Below are 17,068 nucleotides of genomic sequence, written 5' to 3'. Positions count from 1 at the left end.
TGCGATGACGATTCCAGTGTGGCTCACTATCGCCCTGCCGCTGGCGGGCGCGACGATACTTCTGTTGGGCGGACGGCGCACGAACGGCTGGGGCCACCTGCTGGGCACCGCGGCCTCACTCGGCGCCTTCGTGGTCGGCGCGGTGCTGTTCACCGACATGCTCGGTCGCGACGCCGAACAGCGCACCGTCCATGAATCGTTGTTCAGCTGGGTGCCCGTCGCCGGCCTGCAGGTCGACTTCGGGCTGCACCTCGACCAGCTGTCGATGTGCTTCGTGCTGCTCATCACCGGGGTCGGCTCGCTGATCCACATCTACTCCATCGGCTACATGGCCGAAGATCCCGAGCGGCGACGCTTTTTCGCCTACCTCAACCTGTTCCTGTCCGCGATGCTGCTGCTGGTGCTCGCCGACAACTATTTGGGGCTGTACGTCGGCTGGGAGGGCGTGGGCCTGGCGTCATACCTGCTGATCGGGTTCTGGCAACACAAGCCATCGGCGGCGACCGCGGCGAAGAAGGCGTTCATCGTCAACCGTGTCGGTGACATCGGCCTGGCCGTCGCACTGATGGTGATGTTCGCCTACATCGGGTCCATCTCCTTCGAGGGCGTCTTCGCCGCCGCGCCGAATGTCAGCGAGGGCGTGCTCACCGCGATCGGCCTGCTGCTGCTGCTGGCGGCGTGCGGCAAGTCCGCGCAGGTGCCGCTGCAGTCCTGGCTCGGCGACGCCATGGAGGGCCCGACACCCGTGTCGGCGCTCATCCACGCCGCGACGATGGTGACCGCAGGCGTCTACCTGATCGTGCGATCCGGCCCGGTGTTCGACCTCGCGCCGTATGCGCAACTCGGTGTCGTGATCGTCGGCGCGGTGACGCTGCTGTTCGGCGCGATCGTCGGCTGCGCCAAGGACGACATCAAGAAAGCGCTCGCCGCGTCGACGATGAGCCAGATCGGCTACATGGTGCTGGCGGCCGGCCTCGGACCGGCCGGGTACGCATTCGCGATCATGCACCTGCTCACCCACGGCTTCTTCAAGGCCGGCCTGTTCCTCGGTGCCGGCTCGGTGATGCACGGGATGAACGACGAGGTCAACATGCGCCGCTACGGCGGCCTGCGCAAGGCGCTGCCGATCACCTTCGCGACGTTCGGGCTCGGCTACCTGGCGATCATCGGCGTACCGCCGTTGGCCGGCTTCTTCTCCAAGGACGGCATCATCGAAGCCGCGCTCGGCGCGGGCGGCGTCAAGGGCTACCTCCTGGGCGGCGCGGCGATCCTCGGCGCAGGCATCACCGCGTTCTACATGACCCGGGTGATGCTGATGACGTTCTTCGGCGAAAAGCGTTGGGCGCCTTCGGGGGCGAGCGAAGCGACGGGAGAAGCCGAGTTCCATCCGCATGAGTCACCGAAGGTCATGACGTGGCCGATGATCCTGCTGGCCATCGGATCAGTCGGCTCCGGCGCGGCGTTCGCCATCGGCGGCACGCTCGAGCACTGGCTGGAACCCGTCGTCGGCGCACACGAGATCCACCACGTCGCCCCGGTGTGGGTGGTCACCACCGTGATCCTGGCCGTGGTGGCCGTCGGCATCGCGATCGCCTACCGCATGTACGGCAAGCGTGAGATTCCCGTCGAGGTTCCCGCCGGGTCGGTACTCGCCGTGGCGGCACGCCGAGACCTCTACGGCGACGCACTCAACGAAGAACTGTTCATGCGGCCGGGTCAGCTGGTCGCCAGGGGGTTGGTCGAAATCGACGATGAGGTAGTCGACGGCGCGGGAACCGGATTGGCGGCGCTGGTGTCCCGCTCCTCCACCGGGCTGCGTCAGTTGCAGACCGGGTTCGCCCGCTCCTACGCGTTGTCGATGTTGGCCGGCGCCTTACTCGTCGTCGGCGCGATCCTGGCGGTGCAACTGTGGTGACCTCATTCCCGTGGTTGACGGTGCTGTGGGTGGTGCCGATGGTGGGCGCCGCGATCGTGATCCTGCTGCCCGCGTCGCTGCGCGCGGCCTCCAAGTGGCTGGCGCTGATCGTCTCGGTGGTGGTGCTGGCCATCACGGTGCTGCTCGCGGTCAACTTCGATCCCGCCGGAGACCAATACCAGTTCGTCGAATCCCATAAGTGGATACCGTCATTCGGCACCGGCTACATCCTCGGTCTGGACGGCATCGCACTCGCGATCGTCGCCCTCACCGCGGTGCTGGTGCCACTGCTGCTGATCGCGGGCTGGAACGACGTCAGCGACCAGGCCGCCTGGGGCGGACGCTCCACCCACGCCTACTTCGCGCTCACGCTAGCCGTCGAGGGCATGGTCATCATGTCGCTCGTCTCGCTGGACATCCTGCTGTTCTACGTCTTCTTCGAGGCGATGCTGATCCCGATGTACTTCCTCATCGGCGGCTTCGGGGGATCTGGAGGAAGCCGAACCCAGGCTTCTAAAGCAGCCGTGAAGTTCCTGCTGTACAACTTGTTCGGCGGTCTGGTCATGCTGGCCGCGGTGATCGGCCTGTACGTCGTGACCGCGGGCAGCGACGCCTTCGAGTCGGGCACGTTCGACTTCCGCTTGATCGTCGAGGCGGTGTCCAGCGGCGAGTTCGTCGTCAATCCGGCCGTGATGAATCTGCTGTTCCTCGGCTTCATGTTCGCGTTCGCGGTGAAGGCTCCGCTATGGCCCTTCCACCGCTGGCTGCCCGACGCCGCGGTCGAGGCCACGCCCGCCAGCGCCGTGCTGATGATGGCGATCATGGACAAGGTCGGCACGTTCGGCATGCTGCGGTACTGCCTGCAGTTGTTCCCCGACTCGGCAACGTATTTCCGGCCGATGATCATCACGCTCGCCGTGATCGGGATCGTCTACGGAGCGATCGTCGCGATCGGCCAGACCGACGTGATGCGCCTGATCGCCTACACGTCGATCTCCCACTTCGGCTTCATCATCCTCGGCATCTTCGTGATGACCAGCCAGGGCCAGTCCGGGTCGACGCTGTACATGGTCAACCACGGCCTGTCGACGGCGGCGCTGTTCCTGATCGCGGGATTTCTGGTGTCGCGCAGGGGCAGTCGCCTCATCGAGTCGTACGGCGGGGTGCAGAAGGTCGCACCGGTGCTCGCCGGCACCTTCCTGGTATCAGGCCTGGCGACCCTGTCACTGCCGGGTCTGGCACCGTTCATCAGCGAATTCCTGGTACTGGTCGGCACGTTCACCCGCTACCCGGTATTCGCGGTGTTCGCGTCGACCGCGCTGGTGCTGTCCGCGGTCTACATCCTGTGGATGTACCAGCGGATGATGACCGGGCCCGTCAAGGACGGCAACGACAAGCTCCGCGACCTCGTCCCACGCGAAATCCTGGTCGTCGCACCGCTCATCGCGCTGCTGATCGTGCTGGGCGTCTATCCCAAACCCGCGTTGGACGTGATCAACCCGGCGGTCACTCACACGCTGACCACCATCGACCAACCTGATCCGGTTCCTCAGTTCGCAGAAGGGCCGACGCGATGAACCTGCAAACGCCCGTCGTCGAATATGACCTGCTGTCCCCGATGCTGATTGTCTTCGGCGTGGCCATCCTCGGTGTCCTTGTCGAGGCGTTTCTGCCGCGCCAGCGCAGGTACACCGCTCAGCTGGTGCTGTGCCTCGGCGGCCTGATCGCCGCACTGGTCGCCGTCGTGATGCTGGCCCGCGATCTGCACGGCACGATCGGCCACACCGCGATCATGGGCGCCGTCGTCATCGACAAGCCGGCGTTGTTCCTCCAGGCCACGATCCTGCTCGTCGGGGTGCTGGGCATCCTGCTCATCGCCGAACGTCAGATCGGGTCAGAACCGGAGGGCGGCAACGGATCTCGAGGGTTGGACGGGTTCACGCCGCAGGCGTCCGCGATTCCCGGGTCGGTCGCCGAACAGCTCGCCACCAAGGCCGGGGTGATCCAGACCGAGGTGTTTCCGCTGACCATGTTCGCGGTCGGCGGCATGCTGCTGTTCCCCGCCGCCGACGACCTGCTGACGATGTTCATCGCGCTCGAGGTGCTGTCGCTGCCCCTGTACCTGCTGTGCGGCCTCGCCCGCAGGCGCCGTCTGCTCTCGCAGGAAGCCGCGCTCAAATACTTTCTGCTCGGCGCCTTCTCGTCTGCGTTCTTCTTGTTCGGTGCCGCGATGCTGTACGGCTACTCGGGGACGCTGGATCTCCGTGAGATCGCCGCGGTCGTATCCGCCGGGTCAGGCAAGACGTCACTGGCCCTGATCGGTACCGCGATGCTGCTGGTGGGGGTGCTGTTCAAGGTCGGCGCCGTGCCGTTCCACTCGTGGATCCCCGACGTGTACCAGGGCGCTCCGACCCCGATCACCGCGTTCATGGCCGCCGCCACCAAGATCGCCGCCTTCGGTGCGATGCTGCGGGTGTTCTACGTCGCGCTGCCCGAACTGCGTGACGACTGGCGGCCGGTCCTGTGGGCGATCGCGATTCTCACGATGGTCGTGGGCACCGTCACCGCGATCACGCAGACCGACGTGAAGCGCATGCTGGCCTACTCGGCGGTGGCGCATACCGGGTTCATCCTCACCGGTGTGATCGCCGAGAACGAGTCCGGCCTGTCATCGACCCTGTTCTATCTGTTCGCCTACGGATTCAGCACCGTCGGCGCCTTCGCCGTGGTGAGCCTGGTCCGCAATGCTGCGGGTGAAGAAGACACCGCGATGGCGCGCTGGGCGGGGCTCGGCCGACGGTATCCGGTCGTGGCGGTGGTCTTCTCGCTGTTCCTGCTGGCGTTCGCGGGTATCCCGTTGACGAGCGGATTCGTCAGCAAGTTCGCGGTCTTCAAAGCAGCGGGCGAGGGCGGCGCGATACCGCTGGTCATCGTCGGCGTGCTCGCCAGCGCCGTCGCCGCGTACTTCTATGTGCGGGTCATCGTGTTGATGTTCTTCACCGATCCGCCCGACGACGCACCGACCGTCGTGGTGCCCAGCGTGCTCAGCACCGCCGTTGTCACGGTCACCGCGGCCGTCACGTTCGCCCTCGGCGCGCTGCCACAGCCGCTGCTGGACCTGGCGAACACCGCCAATCAATTCCTGCGCTAGCTTCGCGCGCTACGCTCGGCGTTCAGGTGAGCAGCCCGACTTGGCGATACGCCGATTCGAGGTAGCGCCGCATCTGCCGAACATTGGGCGGATTGGGCTGCAGCACACGGTAAGTGACGGCGCCCGCCAGCATGTCGACGAGCACGTCGAGATCTGCGTCAGGTGGGACCGAGCCTTCGCTTTGGGCCCGCTGGAGCATCGCGATCGCCAATGTGCGGCGGGGACCGACGTAATGGTCCCAGTAAGTCTGCATCAACAAGGGATGCGTCACCGCAGACCCGTAGATCTGCGCGACGAGCGCGCGGAACCTCGCGTCGGCGGCGGTGCGCGCGGCGGTATCGATGTTACGGCGGATCAGCTCCTGTGGTCTGACGGCGTCGATCTCGTCGCGAGACGGCCATTGCACTCCGGTGGCGACAAACGCCTCGATCGCATCCGCGACGAGCTGTTCCTTACTCGACCAGCGACGGTAGACAGTCGGCTTTCCGACGCCCGCGCGCCTGGCGACCTGTTCGATGCTCATCCCCGCGATGCCATTTTCGATGAACGAGTCCAGCGCGGCGGTGATGATCGCCTTGTCCAGTGCGGGGTCACGTGGCCGGCCACGAGTGGCGGTCATCATCGAACGCCGCCGCTTTTCAGAGCGGACCGAAGCCAGCGTTGCATCGCATCGCGATCATCACCACGCCAGGCCAGGTGGCCATCCGGACGCACCAACCAGCTATCGTGATCTACACTGCGCAACAAGGCAATTCGATGTCCTAAGTGCACACGGGCGGTCTGCATCAGCGACTCGTCGGCGCTCAGCAGCGCCCACCGTCCACGCAACTCCACATACAGCCGTGTTGACGCACCGTCAGCGCGGAAGCAGTCCCGGTCGGCTACGCGGTCTCCCGGTCCGGGCTTTTCTGTCAGCTTCCCTTGCAAGAGCGAAGTCTCGGCCAGCGGACCCCGTCGGTAGCTCACCCACAGCTGCGAGGCTCGAGAAGTGACTGAACGTTGAAGGGCGGGAATCTTGAAGATGGGCGCGACGACCCGATCGCGGATGAAGCGCCCGATGCGGCTTTGGGCCACATTGATACGCGTGACCGCGCTGGTGCCGCGTAACACCTCGGTTGCCAGCGGCCGACGCTCTGATTCATAGGTGTCGAGCAGCGCCACGTCGGCGCGGCCGTCGACGACGAGGGCGAGCTTCCACGCGAGGTTCTCCGCGTCACCGGGGCCGGTCAGCATCCCTTGCCCACCGAAGGGAGCGTGGATGTGGCCGGCGTCCCCGGCGATCAGCACCCGGCCACGCCGATATGTGTCGGCCAGCCCGCGGTGCACGGTGAACATCGACAACCAATGCGCGTCCAGAACACGAACGTCACGGCCGGTCCGCTCGGGCAGAATCTGCACGAGTCGAGCAAGGATTTCCGATTCGGTCGGCTTGTCGGCCTGCTGACCAGGATCGTACGCGAAGACACGCCACAGCCCCCCGGGCATCGGCATCACGCCGATCAATCCGCTCGGGTGGATCCAGCCAGTGGTCCCCGAACGATCCAGATCCCAATCCAATGCGACGTCGGCAAGCAGGAACCGCTCGCTGATCTTCACCCTCGGGAAGCCGATACCGGCGAGCCGGCGGGTGGCGCTGCCCGCCCCGTCGCAGCCAACCAGCCACGCCGTCGTCGTCTCCTCGTCTCCAACGGTGGCAACGACTTCGGACGCGTCTTGCCGTAGGCCGAGCAGCGGCTTTCCCCACTCGATCGCGCCGCCGAGTTCGGAGAGCCGGACCCGCAGTGTTGCCTCGACCTCGGCCTGCGAGATCACCATCGGTGGAGCGGCCGTCTTCATACCTGGGTCGCCGAAGCGGATCCGCCCAATCGGCTTGTCGCCCAAGAAGTTGGTGATCTGCATGGCGCGGACGGATCGCTGCGGCAGATCGCCGAGAGCGTCGAGTCGGTCGAGCACCTCCGACCCACGCGCGTGCAGGAAGTTCGCCCGCGATGTGGTGGCCGGGCCGGCCGCTTTGTCCACCACCCGGACCGACACATCGTGTTGCAACAGAGCACACGCCAGGCTCAACCCTGTTGGTCCGGCACCTACAACCAATACCTGCGTCATCGTCGTCACCTAAACATTACGGAACGAGTACGTAATTAAATGTACGCCTGCCGAGCGTGGCTCGCGAGACCGCAATCAGTTGACACCACCCACCTTCCGCCCTAATCTCGGATGCAAGCAAGCACTTACATGCACCTGGAGGTCGTGATGCCGCGTCGGGAGTGGGATGCAACGCAGACCGCGGTACTCGACGCAGTCATCGCGTGTGCCGAAGAAAGTGGGTTCCATGCGCTGACCACGCGCCGAGTTGCGGAAGTAGCCGGCGTCAACGAGGTGACGATATTCCGCCGGTTTGGTTCGAAGGCCAAGCTCATCACCGCGGCATTCGAGCGCGAAGCCGCTGCCATCGGTGATCAGGTCGGCGAATACAGCGGCGACTTGCACGCGGATCTCGAGCGCATCGCCGCCGCCATCTGGGACGCTGCCGGACGCCGACGGCTCACCCTGCCCGTGATCCTCTCCGAACTGTCCACCAATGCCGAACTGCGTGCGGCGGCGGGCCATTCGATGGACGCAGTCGCGCGAGTCGCCGCCATGCTCGAGCGCTACCAGGATGACGGGCTGCTGCTCAAGGAACCGCCGCTACAGGCTTACGCGTCGCTCGTCGGACCGCTGGTGTATCTCGGCATCGTCAGCCGTCTGTTACCCCAACCGCCGGAAGTCGACATAGCCACCCACGTTCAGCGCTTCCTCGACGGACACGCCGTTCGAGTGAAATCCCACCCAAGGAGGTAATGATGACCACAGCAACAACTTCGCAAGCGCCGAGATACTCGGTAGACGATTATCACCGGTACACGCGCGCCACTCAGTGGCTCAACACCGCCGGCGCAGTCGTTGCCGTGGCCCTTGGCATCTTCATTCTCATTGATCCTGTGCGCCGCACGGACCCGGATTGGGTGTTCTGGTTGATCTGGCCGATGGCCACACTGCACACGATCGAGGAATACGTCTGGCCGGGTGGCTTTTTGCGCTACTTCAACGGCGTCGCGTGGGGCAGCGCGGATCCCCACGGCCCGCTGACTGCGCGTCGAGCTTTCCTGACTGACGCCGTCGCCGGTCTTTTAAATCCCATCGCGGTGCTGGTCCTCAGCATCACGTACCTGCCCGCAGTGTGGTTCTTCATCGCAGTTCTGTTGATCAACGGGTTCTTCCATATTTGCGAGACTCTGAAGACAGGCCGCTACTTCCCCGGCGCGGTCACCGGCGCAGTTCTCTACATCCCCGGCTTCACGGTCATCACTTACTTCTACGTCGAGCGCGGTCTCGTTTCCGGTCTCGATCTAGCAGTGACATTCGCCTGCGGCCTGGCCTTCACCGCGGCGTTCTTCTACCAGGTTCGCCGCTGGCAGCGCACAGACGAGAAGGCGAGTTTGCCGGCATGACTCCTACACAAATCGTCGCCCGGACCGACATCGGCGCGGTCCGTGTGCTGACGCTCAACCGCCCCGAAGCCCGAAATGCCCTGAGTCGCGGCCTGATCCGCGCGACCCACACCGCGTTGACCGACGCCGACGCCGACGATTCGGTGCGCGCCGTCGTACTCACCGGCGCCGACCCGGCCTTCTGCGCAGGCGTCGACCTCAAGGAGGCGCAGCGCTTCGGCGCCGAGTACTTCGCGGAATTCCGGTCACACAGCTGCATCGAGGCCACCGGGGGAATGCGCACCCCGATCATCGCCGCGATCAACGGGGCGGTGTTCACCGGTGGCCTCGAAATGGCGCTCGGCTGCGACTTTCTCATCGCATCGGAGCGGGCGGTGTTCGCCGACACGCACGCCCGCGTCGGCATCCTGCCCGGCGGCGGCATGACGGCACGCCTCCCCCAGCTCGTCGGCCTCGGGATGGCCAGGCGCCTTTCGATGACCGGCGAAGTCATCGATGCGGTGCGCGCCGAGCGCATCGGCCTGGTGACCGAGGTCGTCCCCCACGACCGTCTTCTCGACCGGGCGCTTGAGCTGGCGGCGCAGATCGCCGAGGTTCCCGGCCCAACGATGCTGGGGCTCAAGGAGATCTACACGACGGGCGCGGCCGCCGTCATCGATCCGGCGCTGGCCGCCGAAGACAGCATCGCGAACGCGCAGAGCCGCGATTTCGCTGGTCTCGGCGATCGGTTCCGTGCGGTGACCGAGCGCAACAAGGGTCAGATAGAGGGCTAGCGCGGACGCTTGAGAATGAACTCGACCGTGCGGTGACCATTGAACTCCGGCCGCGGCTCGGTGGTCATGTCCACCTGCTGGCGCGCCTGTTCGAGCACAGGCGTATTCGGGTCGAGCGCCGAAAGGTAGACCTCGTGCGCGGCGAGCGAGGCGACTGCCCGCTCGTAGCACCTGTCGTCGATCACCTCGGCATGGGTCACGTCGGGACCGTTCTCGAACAACCACCGTGGCGGGTCGGATAGCAAATCGTAAGCGTCGGCAACGGCATTGGAGAACTCGATGTGGTCGCGCTGATTCGGCGCGTCGGGCGCCCATCGAGGGCCGCTGTAGATCGTGACGACCACATCGGGCGCCAGGTCGCTGATGGTCTCGGCGATCTTGGCCCGCAGTTCAGGCGTGTTGCGGATGTCGCTGTCGGGAAAGTCCCAGAAGTCGACGTGCTCGACGCCGACGATGGCGGCCGAGCGACGCTGTTCGCCTTCGCGCAACGGGCCGGCCTGCTCCGCAGGCATACCGGCTATGCCTGCTTCGCCTCGGCACGCCAACGCGTAACGCACGGTCTTGCCCGACGCCGTCCACTTGGCGACTGCGGCGGCGACGCCGTACTCGGGATCGTCGGGATGCGGCACCAGCACCAGCGCGCTGTCCCAGTCGGAAGGGAACGGTTGAAGATCGGCCACGCCTGCTATGCGACCACACCGTGGACGACGATCGCGGTGGTCTGGTCAACCCAGTCGGCCCCGAGGGGCTCGTCGGGCCACAACAACATCCGCAGCAGCGTGGCACCGCCGATCACCTCGACGAGCCTGTCCGGGTCGATGTCGGCATGTACTTCGCCGCGCACGACGGCGTCGGCCAATCGGGTACGCACAGCGGCGTACGCACCGGTGAAGCGTTCCATGACACGGGCGTTGAGATCGGCGTCGGCGGACATGTCGGAGATCAGTCCGGGCAGCGCAGCGCGCACCAGCGGGCTGGTGAACACCTCTCGGGTGGCGTCGATCATCGCGCGGATGTCGGCGGTGATGTCGCCGGGCGGCGTCTCGATCGCAGTGGGCGCTGCGGGAAAGGCCGCCTCGTGCACCAGCTCCGCCTTACTCGACCACCGGCGGTACAGCGCCGTCTTGGTGGTGCCCGCCCGCTCGGCAACGGCGGCCATCGTGAGATTCGAATAGCCAATTTCCACAAGTAGTTCGGCGGTGGCGCGAAGTATGGCAGCGTCAATGCGTGGATCGCGGGGCCGCCCGGCGCCCGGGGTCTTGTCAACGATCGACGCGTCTGATTTCATATCGCTACGGATCGTATCGTAATTACCGGCCGAAGGAACAGTTCTGATGCCAAGCGAACCGGCTGTCGAAGACATCAGCCGTCTAGAACACTCAAGCCGCGACCTGACCGCGCTACCCGAGGTGATGTCGCAATGGCTGTCGACTGTGATGCCCGGCGGGGCCGTTCCCGAGATCACCGTGGAAAGCGGGGTGGACTCCAACGGGATGTCGTCGGAGACCATCATCCTGACCGGCCGCTGGGACGAGGACGGCGAACGCCGCGAGCAGAAGTTCGTAGCCCGGGTCGCCCCCGCCAAGCAGGACGTACCGGTGTTCTCGTCCTACCGCATGGACCATCAGTTCGACGTCATCCGCATCGTCGGTGAGAAGACCGATGTGCCGGTCCCCCCGGTGCGCTGGTTGGAAGCCACCGGCTCGGTGCTGGGCACGCAGTTCTTCCTGATGGACTACGTCGACGGACGCGTGCCACCCGATGTGATGCCATATACGTTCGGCGGCAACTGGTTTGCCGACGCGCCCTACGAGAACCAGCGCGAACTGCAGGACAGCACCGTCGAGGTGATCGCCAAGCTGCATGCCATCCCCGAGCCGGAAAAGGTGTTCGACTTTCTCGACGACGGGTCGGAGCCAAACGCGTTGCGGCGCAACTTCAACTGGTTGAAGTCCTGGTACCAGTTCGCAGTTCCCGACATCGGCACCTCATCGCTGGTGGAGCGCTCCCTCGAGTGGCTGGAGGCGAACTGGCCAGAGGACGTCGCCGCCACCGATCCCGTTCTGGTGTGGGGCGACTCCCGCATCGGCAATGTGCTCTACGACGGATTCAAACCAACCGCCGTACTCGACTGGGAGATGGCCACGCTTGGTCCGCGCGAGATGGACGTGGCATGGATTATCTTCGCTCACATGGTCTTTCAGGAGCTGGCCGGACTGGCTGGCCTGCCCGGACTGCCCGACGTCATGCGCGAAGAGGACGTGCGCGCCGTCTACTCCCAGCACAGCGGCGTCGAGCTGGGCGACCTGAAATGGTTCTACGTGTACTCCGGCGTGATCTGGTGCTGCGTTTTCATGCGGACCACCGCGCGGCGGGTCCGCTTCGGCGAGATGGAAGCACCCGAGGACATCGAATCGCTGTTCTACCACGGCTCTGTACTCAAACGACTCATTGGAGATGACGCCTGATGCTCGGCCCCACCGACGAATTTCCTATCCACCAGATCCCGCAACCCATTTCGTGGCCAGGGGCGTCTGACCGGAACTTCTACGACCGCTCGTATTACAACGCTCACGACCGCACCGGCGACATCTTCCTGATCACCGGCATCGGTTACTACCCCAACCTCGGCGTCAAGGACGCATTCGTCCTCGTCCGCCGCGGTGACACCCAGACTGCCGTCCATCTCAGTGACGGCATCGACCAGGACCGGCTGAACCAGCATGTGCTGGGCTACCGCGTCGAGGTCAGCGAACCGCTGCACAAATTGCGGATCATCCTCGAGGAGACCGACGGCATCGCCGTCGACCTCACCTGGAACGGGCTCTTCGATGTGATCCAGGAACAGCGCCACGTGCTTCGGTCGGGGACGCGCGTGACGCTGGACGCGCAGCGGTTCGCCCAGGTCGGCAGTTGGGCCGGGTCGATCGCCATCGACGGCGACGAGATCAAGGTCGATCCCGATGTCTGGATCGGCAGCCGTGATCGTTCTTGGGGTATCCGGCCGATCGGTGAGGCCGAACCCGCGGGACGGCCGGCGGATCCGCCCTTCGAGGGCATGTGGTGGCTGTACGTGCCGATGGCGTTCGACGACTTCGCGATCTGCCTGATCATCCAGGAGGAGCCCAACGGGTTCCGCAGCCTCAACGATGTCACGCGGATCTGGCGCGACGGGCGGGTGGAGCAGATGGGCTGGCCGAGAGTCAAGATCCACTACACCTCGGGCACGCGTATCCCGACCGGCGCGACGATCGAGGCCACCGCGCAGGACGGCTCCCCCGTGCGTTTCGACGTGGAATCCAAGCTGCCGGTGCCTATCCACGTCGGTGGCGGCTACGGCGGCGATTCGGACTGGCTGCACGGCATGTGGAAGGGCGACAAGTTCACCGAACGCCTCACCTACGACATGACCGATCCGGCGATCGTCGGGCGTGCGGGCTTCGGGGTCATCGACCACGTGGGCCGCGCGGTGTGCGTCGAGAACGGCAAGTCCGTCGAGGGCTGGGGCCTGTTCGAGCACGGCGCGCTCGGTCGCCACGACCCGTCCGGTTTCGCCGACTGGCTCACCGTCGCCCCGTAATCAGTGATTTGGGTGCGCGAACAGTCGCTCAGCGATCGTTAGCGCACCGAAATCGCAAAGAGGGCGGCCGCGGCGACGGCTTCGACCAGCAAGTAGAACCAGTTCGGGTAGAACGCCGTTCGTTCGTCGAGCACCGCTGACACCAGGCGGCCGAACGCCATGCCGGCCAGCGCCGCGCCGACGGCGATCAGGATGCCCGTACGAACGGCGCCGTCGGCAACCACCGCGTATCCGAGCACCCCCGCGATCGCGAGCCCGAACCCGCCGTAGACCGCGCGGACCTCCGAGCGCGCCGCCGCCGACCCGAGGGTGATGTCGAACGGACGGATGATCGCGTCCGGGACCGCGAGCGCATAGCAGCCCATGCCCGCGAAGAACACGCCGATTACGGCGATGACCGCGATCGTCACGGTAGCCTCCTGTGCGATTGAAGTAGGAGCTTCAGCATGACGGCACACACGGCGGCGGCGCTTCCACAAACCTGCTGCCCCACGGTCTGGCTGTGGCCGGGCCAAGCGCTGTATGCCGGTCCGAGCCTGAACCTGGAACCCCATTCCGGGTCGGTGTGGTGCTTCGCCGTCGGTATCGACGGACCGTTGTCGGTGACGACGCCCGACGGCTCCACCCGCGAAGGCGCCAGCCTGCTCATCCCCCCGCGGCTGACTCACCAACTGACGTGCCGCGGCCGCGGGCTGGTGTCCTGCTACCTGGAGCCGACATCCGTGCGCGCCGAGTCCTGCCGGACGCGGATGTCGGAGTGGACCGGCGAGATCGGCATGGTCCACACGGCCGAGACGGAGCTGACGTTCACTCCGGCCGACGACGAAAGCGCTTGCCGCTGGCTCGACTTGGCAGCACCAGCAGCGCAGCGGAATATCGATGCACGCATCGCGGCCGCAGCCCACCGGATCCGTACGGACCCTGCGACGGCGGTCCCGTCCCACGAACTCGCCGCCGAAGCCGGGCTCTCAGAGTCGCGGTTCCTGCACCTGTTCCGCGACGAAATGGGAACGAGCCTGCGGCGCTACCGGATCTGGGTGCGACTCGTGCATGCGGGCACCGCGATCGCGGGAGGCGCCAACCTGACCGAAGCTGCGATGAAGTCCGGCTTCGCGAGTCCCTCGCACCTGGCCGACCGATTCAAGTCGACGTTCGGGCTATCGGCTAGCCGACTGCTTCAGACTGGGCTCGCGGTGCGGACGCCGTAGTGGCGCGGCCGAACACCATCGATTCCTCGATGTCCTCGAACGGCTTACCGATGGCGTCCCGCAGATAGTTGTGCGTCACTTCCCACGGCCCATCAACGCCGGACTTCGGCAGCGCACCCTGCCCGCGCTGCACGTAGCCTGACTGCAGGTTGAACACCGGCTGCTCTGCCATGTCGACATCCCCGAGATGCGGGTAGGCGTGGGTGTAGCCATGGGAATCCATATACGCCAACAGTTTCGCCACCGAGCGGGCCGTCATGTCGGCGCCTAGCGTCCATGACGCGTTCGAGTATCCGAAGCACCATGCCGCGTTCGGCACGTCTTCGAGGAGGTGCCGACGGAAGGTGAACCGGTCGTGGGGGTCGAGCTTCTCACCGTCGATGCTGACGGTGACCCCTCCGAAGGCCTGCAACTGAATCCCGGTCGCGGTGATGATCACGTCGGCGTCGAGGTGTCGGCCCGACTTCAACGCGATGCCGGTGGCGTCGATGTGGTCGATGTGGTCGGTCACGACATCGACGTCATCCCTGCCGACAGCTTTGTAGAAGTCGCCGTTGAGGATGAAGCACAGCCGCTGATCCCAGGGGTTGTACGGCGGTGTGAAATGGGTGTCGACGTCGTATCCCTCGGGCAGGTACTTCTCCGCGCCGCTGCGAAGCAGACGCTTGCTGAACTCGGGTGCCTTTCGTGCGACCAGCCAGAGCACCGAACCGAACAACGACAAGATCACGCGAGCGAGCGCATGGGAGATTCTGCGCGGCAGCACTTTCCGGATGCCGTTGATCACCGGCTGCACTCGCTGCAACGACAGCAGGTAGGACGGTGTGCGCTGCAGCATCGTGACGTGCGCGGCTTTCTCGGCCAGCGACGGGATCATGCTGATGGCCGTCGCGCCGCTGCCGATGACCACCAGCCGCTTGCCCGCATAGTCGAAGCCGTGCGGCCAGTGCTGCGGATGCACCACCTCGCCGGTGAAGTCCTCGATGCCGGGGAACGGCGGTGTGTAGGGCTCGTCGTAGTTGTAGTAGCCGCTGGCGAAGAACAGGAACCGTCCGCGGTACGTCTTCGGCTCGCCGTTCTCTTCCGTCTGGACGGTCCAGGTGTCGGTTGCCGAATCCCAGTCGGCGGAGATGACATGGGTGTTGAAACGGATGTGCTCGTCGATGCCGTGCTTACGTGCCGCGTCCGCCATGTACTGCCAGATGTCACCGCCATCGGCGATCATCTCCTTGCGCGTCCACGGCTCCCAGGGAAAGCTCAGCGTGAAGATGTCGCTGTCTGACCGAATACCGGGATACTGGAACAGATCCCACGTACCACCGAGCCGCTCACGCCTCTCCAGGATCGTGTAACTCAGGGTCGGGTTCTGCTCACGAATGCGGTAGGCCGCACCGATACCGGAGAAGCCCGCACCGATGATCAGCACGTCGCTGTAGTCAGTCATGAGAACCTCCTAGGCGGACTTCACTGCCCTGTCGTGCGCTCGGCCGAACACCATCGACTCCTCGATACGGTCGAAACGGTGGTCAATGGCGTCGAGCACATAATTGTGCCGCACGTTCCAGGGGCGATGGGTGCCCGACTTGGGCAGCACGTGTCCAGAACGCTGGACGTAACCGGCGTTGATGTTCCACGCCGGCTTTTCGGGCATCGGCTTGTCACCGAGATGCGGGTAGGCATGTGTGTAGCCATGGGCGTCCATGTACGCCAACAGCTTCGCCACCGCTCGCGCTGTGAGGTCGACGCGCAACGTCCAGGAGGCGTTGATGTAACCGACACTCCACGCGGCGTTGGGGATGTCCTCGAGCATGTGCTCCTTGTAGACGAACCGGTCCTGTGGCTTGACCTCTGTGCCGTCGACACTCAACGCGACACCGCCGAGCGCCTGCAGCTGAATCCCGGTGGCGGAAATGATGATGTCGGCGTCGATTCGCTTTCCCGAGCGCAGCACGATTCCGGTGGCGTCGATGTGGTCGATCGCGTCGGTGACCACGTCCAGGCGGCCGTCCGCGATCGTTTCGTAGAAGTCGTTGTCGAGAATGGCGCACAGTCGTTGATCCCACGGGTCGTACCGTGGCTTGAAATGCGTGTCGACCGGATAGCCCTGCGGTAGATGACGTTTCGCGCTGCTGCGTACGTAGGACCTGCTGAGCCGCGGGAACGTCCTCGCGAAAGCGTAGACGACCACCGTGAAAAAGGTGTTGTAGAGACGCGCCGCGGAATAGCCGAGTCGACCCGGCAGCAGCGTGCGCAGGAACTGCACGATGGGGTTGATGCGAGGCGTCGACAGGATGTACGTCGGTGACCGCTGCAGCATGGTGACGTGGCCGGCCTTTTCCGTCAGCGAGGGAATCATGCTCACCGCGGTCGCGCCGCTACCGATCACCACGAGCTTCTTGCCGGTGTAGTCGAGCGATTCGGGCCAGTGCTGAGGATGGATCACCTCGCCCGAGAACTGTTCGAGGCCAGGGAAGTCCGGCCGGTACGGTTCGTCGTAGTTGTAGTAGCCGGTGCCGAAGAACAGGAAGCGGCACCGGTAGGTCGTTTCGTCGCCGTCATGATCGGTGCGCACGGTCCAGGTGTCGGTGCTCGAGTCCCAATCGGCCGACAGCACTCGGGTGTTGAACCGGATGTGCTCCTCGATGCCGTGCTTGCGGGCCGTCTGGACCAGGTATTCGCGGATGTCCTCACCGTCGGCCACGTTCTCCGGACGCCGCCACGGTTCGAAGGGGTAGCTCAGGGTGAAGATGTCACTGTCGGACCGGATACCCGGATAGCGATTCAGGTCCCAGGTACCGCCGATGCGGGCGCGGCGTTCCAGCACCGCATAGGTCAGGTTCGGGTTCTTCTCATGGATTCGATACGCGGCGCCGATCCCGGAGATCCCCGCGCCGATGATCAAGACATCGAAGTCCATCCGCAACCTCCTTTGGTTCGGCTGGGTACCACG

At 65.1% G+C, this 17,068-nt stretch carries 16 protein-coding genes; 9 read left to right on the top strand and 7 right to left on the bottom strand.

Translation table 11 applies throughout. The features are described 5' to 3' along the window. Positions 1 to 4 precede the first annotated feature (4 nt). Genes nuoL through nuoN form a run of 3 tightly spaced genes read left to right on the top strand, consistent with a single transcriptional unit; the run spans position 5 to position 5,066 of the window. Entirely contained in the window at positions 5 to 1,915 is a 1,911-nt protein-coding gene (gene nuoL / locus G6N42_RS29495; RefSeq protein ID WP_163736537.1) for an NADH-quinone oxidoreductase subunit L, read from the top strand. Next, the gene (locus tag G6N42_RS29490) at positions 1,909 to 3,492 is read left to right on the top strand and encodes an NADH-quinone oxidoreductase subunit M (RefSeq protein ID WP_163736534.1); all 1,584 of its coding nucleotides are present in this window, start codon (positions 1,909 to 1,911) and stop codon (positions 3,490 to 3,492) included. The genes nuoL and G6N42_RS29490 overlap by 7 nt, the downstream gene beginning before the upstream one ends. Then, the gene (gene nuoN, locus G6N42_RS29485) at positions 3,489 to 5,066 is read left to right on the top strand and encodes an NADH-quinone oxidoreductase subunit NuoN (protein ID WP_163736530.1); all 1,578 of its coding nucleotides are present in this window, start codon (positions 3,489 to 3,491) and stop codon (positions 5,064 to 5,066) included. Before G6N42_RS29490 ends, nuoN begins: the two co-directional genes overlap by 4 nt. 22 nt (positions 5,067 to 5,088) lie before the next feature. On the opposite strand, the gene G6N42_RS29480 is transcribed toward nuoN, so the two are convergent. Both G6N42_RS29480 and G6N42_RS29475 read right to left on the bottom strand, forming a co-directional pair. Beyond that, on the bottom strand, positions 5,089 to 5,688 hold the full coding sequence (locus tag G6N42_RS29480) for a TetR/AcrR family transcriptional regulator (protein WP_163736528.1): 600 nt from the start codon (positions 5,686 to 5,688) through the stop codon (positions 5,089 to 5,091). Then, positions 5,685 to 7,172, bottom strand: a complete 1,488-nt coding sequence (locus G6N42_RS29475; RefSeq protein ID WP_163736525.1) for an FAD-dependent monooxygenase — start codon at positions 7,170 to 7,172, stop codon at positions 5,685 to 5,687. The genes G6N42_RS29480 and G6N42_RS29475 overlap by 4 nt, the downstream gene beginning before the upstream one ends. 129 nt (positions 7,173 to 7,301) lie before the next feature. Between G6N42_RS29475 and G6N42_RS29470 the strand changes: the two genes are divergently transcribed. From G6N42_RS29470 to G6N42_RS29460, 3 genes are read left to right on the top strand one after another with little or no spacing between them, the layout of a single operon-like run. Then, complete coding sequence (locus G6N42_RS29470) at positions 7,302 to 7,907, top strand: TetR/AcrR family transcriptional regulator (protein WP_197905567.1); 606 nt, start codon at positions 7,302 to 7,304, stop codon at positions 7,905 to 7,907. 2 nt (positions 7,908 to 7,909) lie between these two features. Then, complete coding sequence (locus G6N42_RS29465) at positions 7,910 to 8,557, top strand: HXXEE domain-containing protein (protein WP_163736522.1); 648 nt, start codon at positions 7,910 to 7,912, stop codon at positions 8,555 to 8,557. Next, entirely contained in the window at positions 8,554 to 9,330 is a 777-nt protein-coding gene (locus G6N42_RS29460; RefSeq protein WP_163736519.1) for an enoyl-CoA hydratase, read from the top strand. Before G6N42_RS29465 ends, G6N42_RS29460 begins: the two co-directional genes overlap by 4 nt. Here G6N42_RS29460 and G6N42_RS29455 read toward each other — a convergent pair. Then, the gene (locus tag G6N42_RS29455; protein ID WP_163736516.1) at positions 9,327 to 10,010 is read right to left on the bottom strand and encodes a PIG-L deacetylase family protein; all 684 of its coding nucleotides are present in this window, start codon (positions 10,008 to 10,010) and stop codon (positions 9,327 to 9,329) included. The genes G6N42_RS29460 and G6N42_RS29455 overlap by 4 nt on opposite strands. A gap of 5 nt (positions 10,011 to 10,015) precedes the next feature. Continuing rightward, entirely contained in the window at positions 10,016 to 10,618 is a 603-nt protein-coding gene (locus tag G6N42_RS29450; protein ID WP_163736513.1) for a TetR/AcrR family transcriptional regulator, read from the bottom strand. A gap of 46 nt (positions 10,619 to 10,664) precedes the next feature. Between G6N42_RS29450 and G6N42_RS29445 the strand changes: the two genes are divergently transcribed. Then, a complete protein-coding gene (locus tag G6N42_RS29445) occupies positions 10,665 to 11,798 on the top strand; it encodes a phosphotransferase family protein (RefSeq protein WP_163736510.1) in 1,134 nt (377 codons plus the stop codon). Beyond that, positions 11,798 to 12,910 carry an Rv3169 family protein gene (locus tag G6N42_RS29440; protein ID WP_163736508.1) on the top strand — a complete coding sequence of 371 codons (1,113 nt, stop codon included), beginning with the start codon at positions 11,798 to 11,800 and terminating at the stop codon, positions 12,908 to 12,910. Before G6N42_RS29445 ends, G6N42_RS29440 begins: the two co-directional genes overlap by 1 nt. Before the next feature lie 38 nt (positions 12,911 to 12,948). Here G6N42_RS29440 and G6N42_RS29435 read toward each other — a convergent pair whose 3' ends face one another. Next, positions 12,949 to 13,320 (bottom strand): DUF4345 family protein, encoded by a 372-nt coding sequence (locus G6N42_RS29435; protein ID WP_174262193.1) that lies wholly within the window; start codon positions 13,318 to 13,320, stop codon positions 12,949 to 12,951. 36 nt (positions 13,321 to 13,356) lie between these two features. Here G6N42_RS29435 and G6N42_RS29430 point away from each other — a divergent pair, with 36 nt between their 5' ends. After that, on the top strand, positions 13,357 to 14,118 hold the full coding sequence (locus tag G6N42_RS29430) for a helix-turn-helix transcriptional regulator (protein WP_163736505.1): 762 nt from the start codon (positions 13,357 to 13,359) through the stop codon (positions 14,116 to 14,118). On the opposite strand, the gene G6N42_RS29425 is transcribed toward G6N42_RS29430, so the two are convergent. Further along, complete coding sequence (locus tag G6N42_RS29425) at positions 14,075 to 15,562, bottom strand: flavin-containing monooxygenase (protein ID WP_163736502.1); 1,488 nt, start codon at positions 15,560 to 15,562, stop codon at positions 14,075 to 14,077. The genes G6N42_RS29430 and G6N42_RS29425 overlap by 44 nt on opposite strands. Before the next feature lie 9 nt (positions 15,563 to 15,571). After that, positions 15,572 to 17,035 (bottom strand): flavin-containing monooxygenase, encoded by a 1,464-nt coding sequence (locus G6N42_RS29420; protein ID WP_163736499.1) that lies wholly within the window; start codon positions 17,033 to 17,035, stop codon positions 15,572 to 15,574. Between the last annotated feature and the right edge of the window lie 33 nt (positions 17,036 to 17,068).

This window comes from Mycobacterium gallinarum (assembly GCF_010726765.1).
GTDB lineage: Bacteria > Actinomycetota > Actinomycetes > Mycobacteriales > Mycobacteriaceae > Mycobacterium > Mycobacterium gallinarum.
Note: the sequence above shows the minus strand (reverse complement) of the source record. Positions and strands in the feature narration are given on the sequence as shown.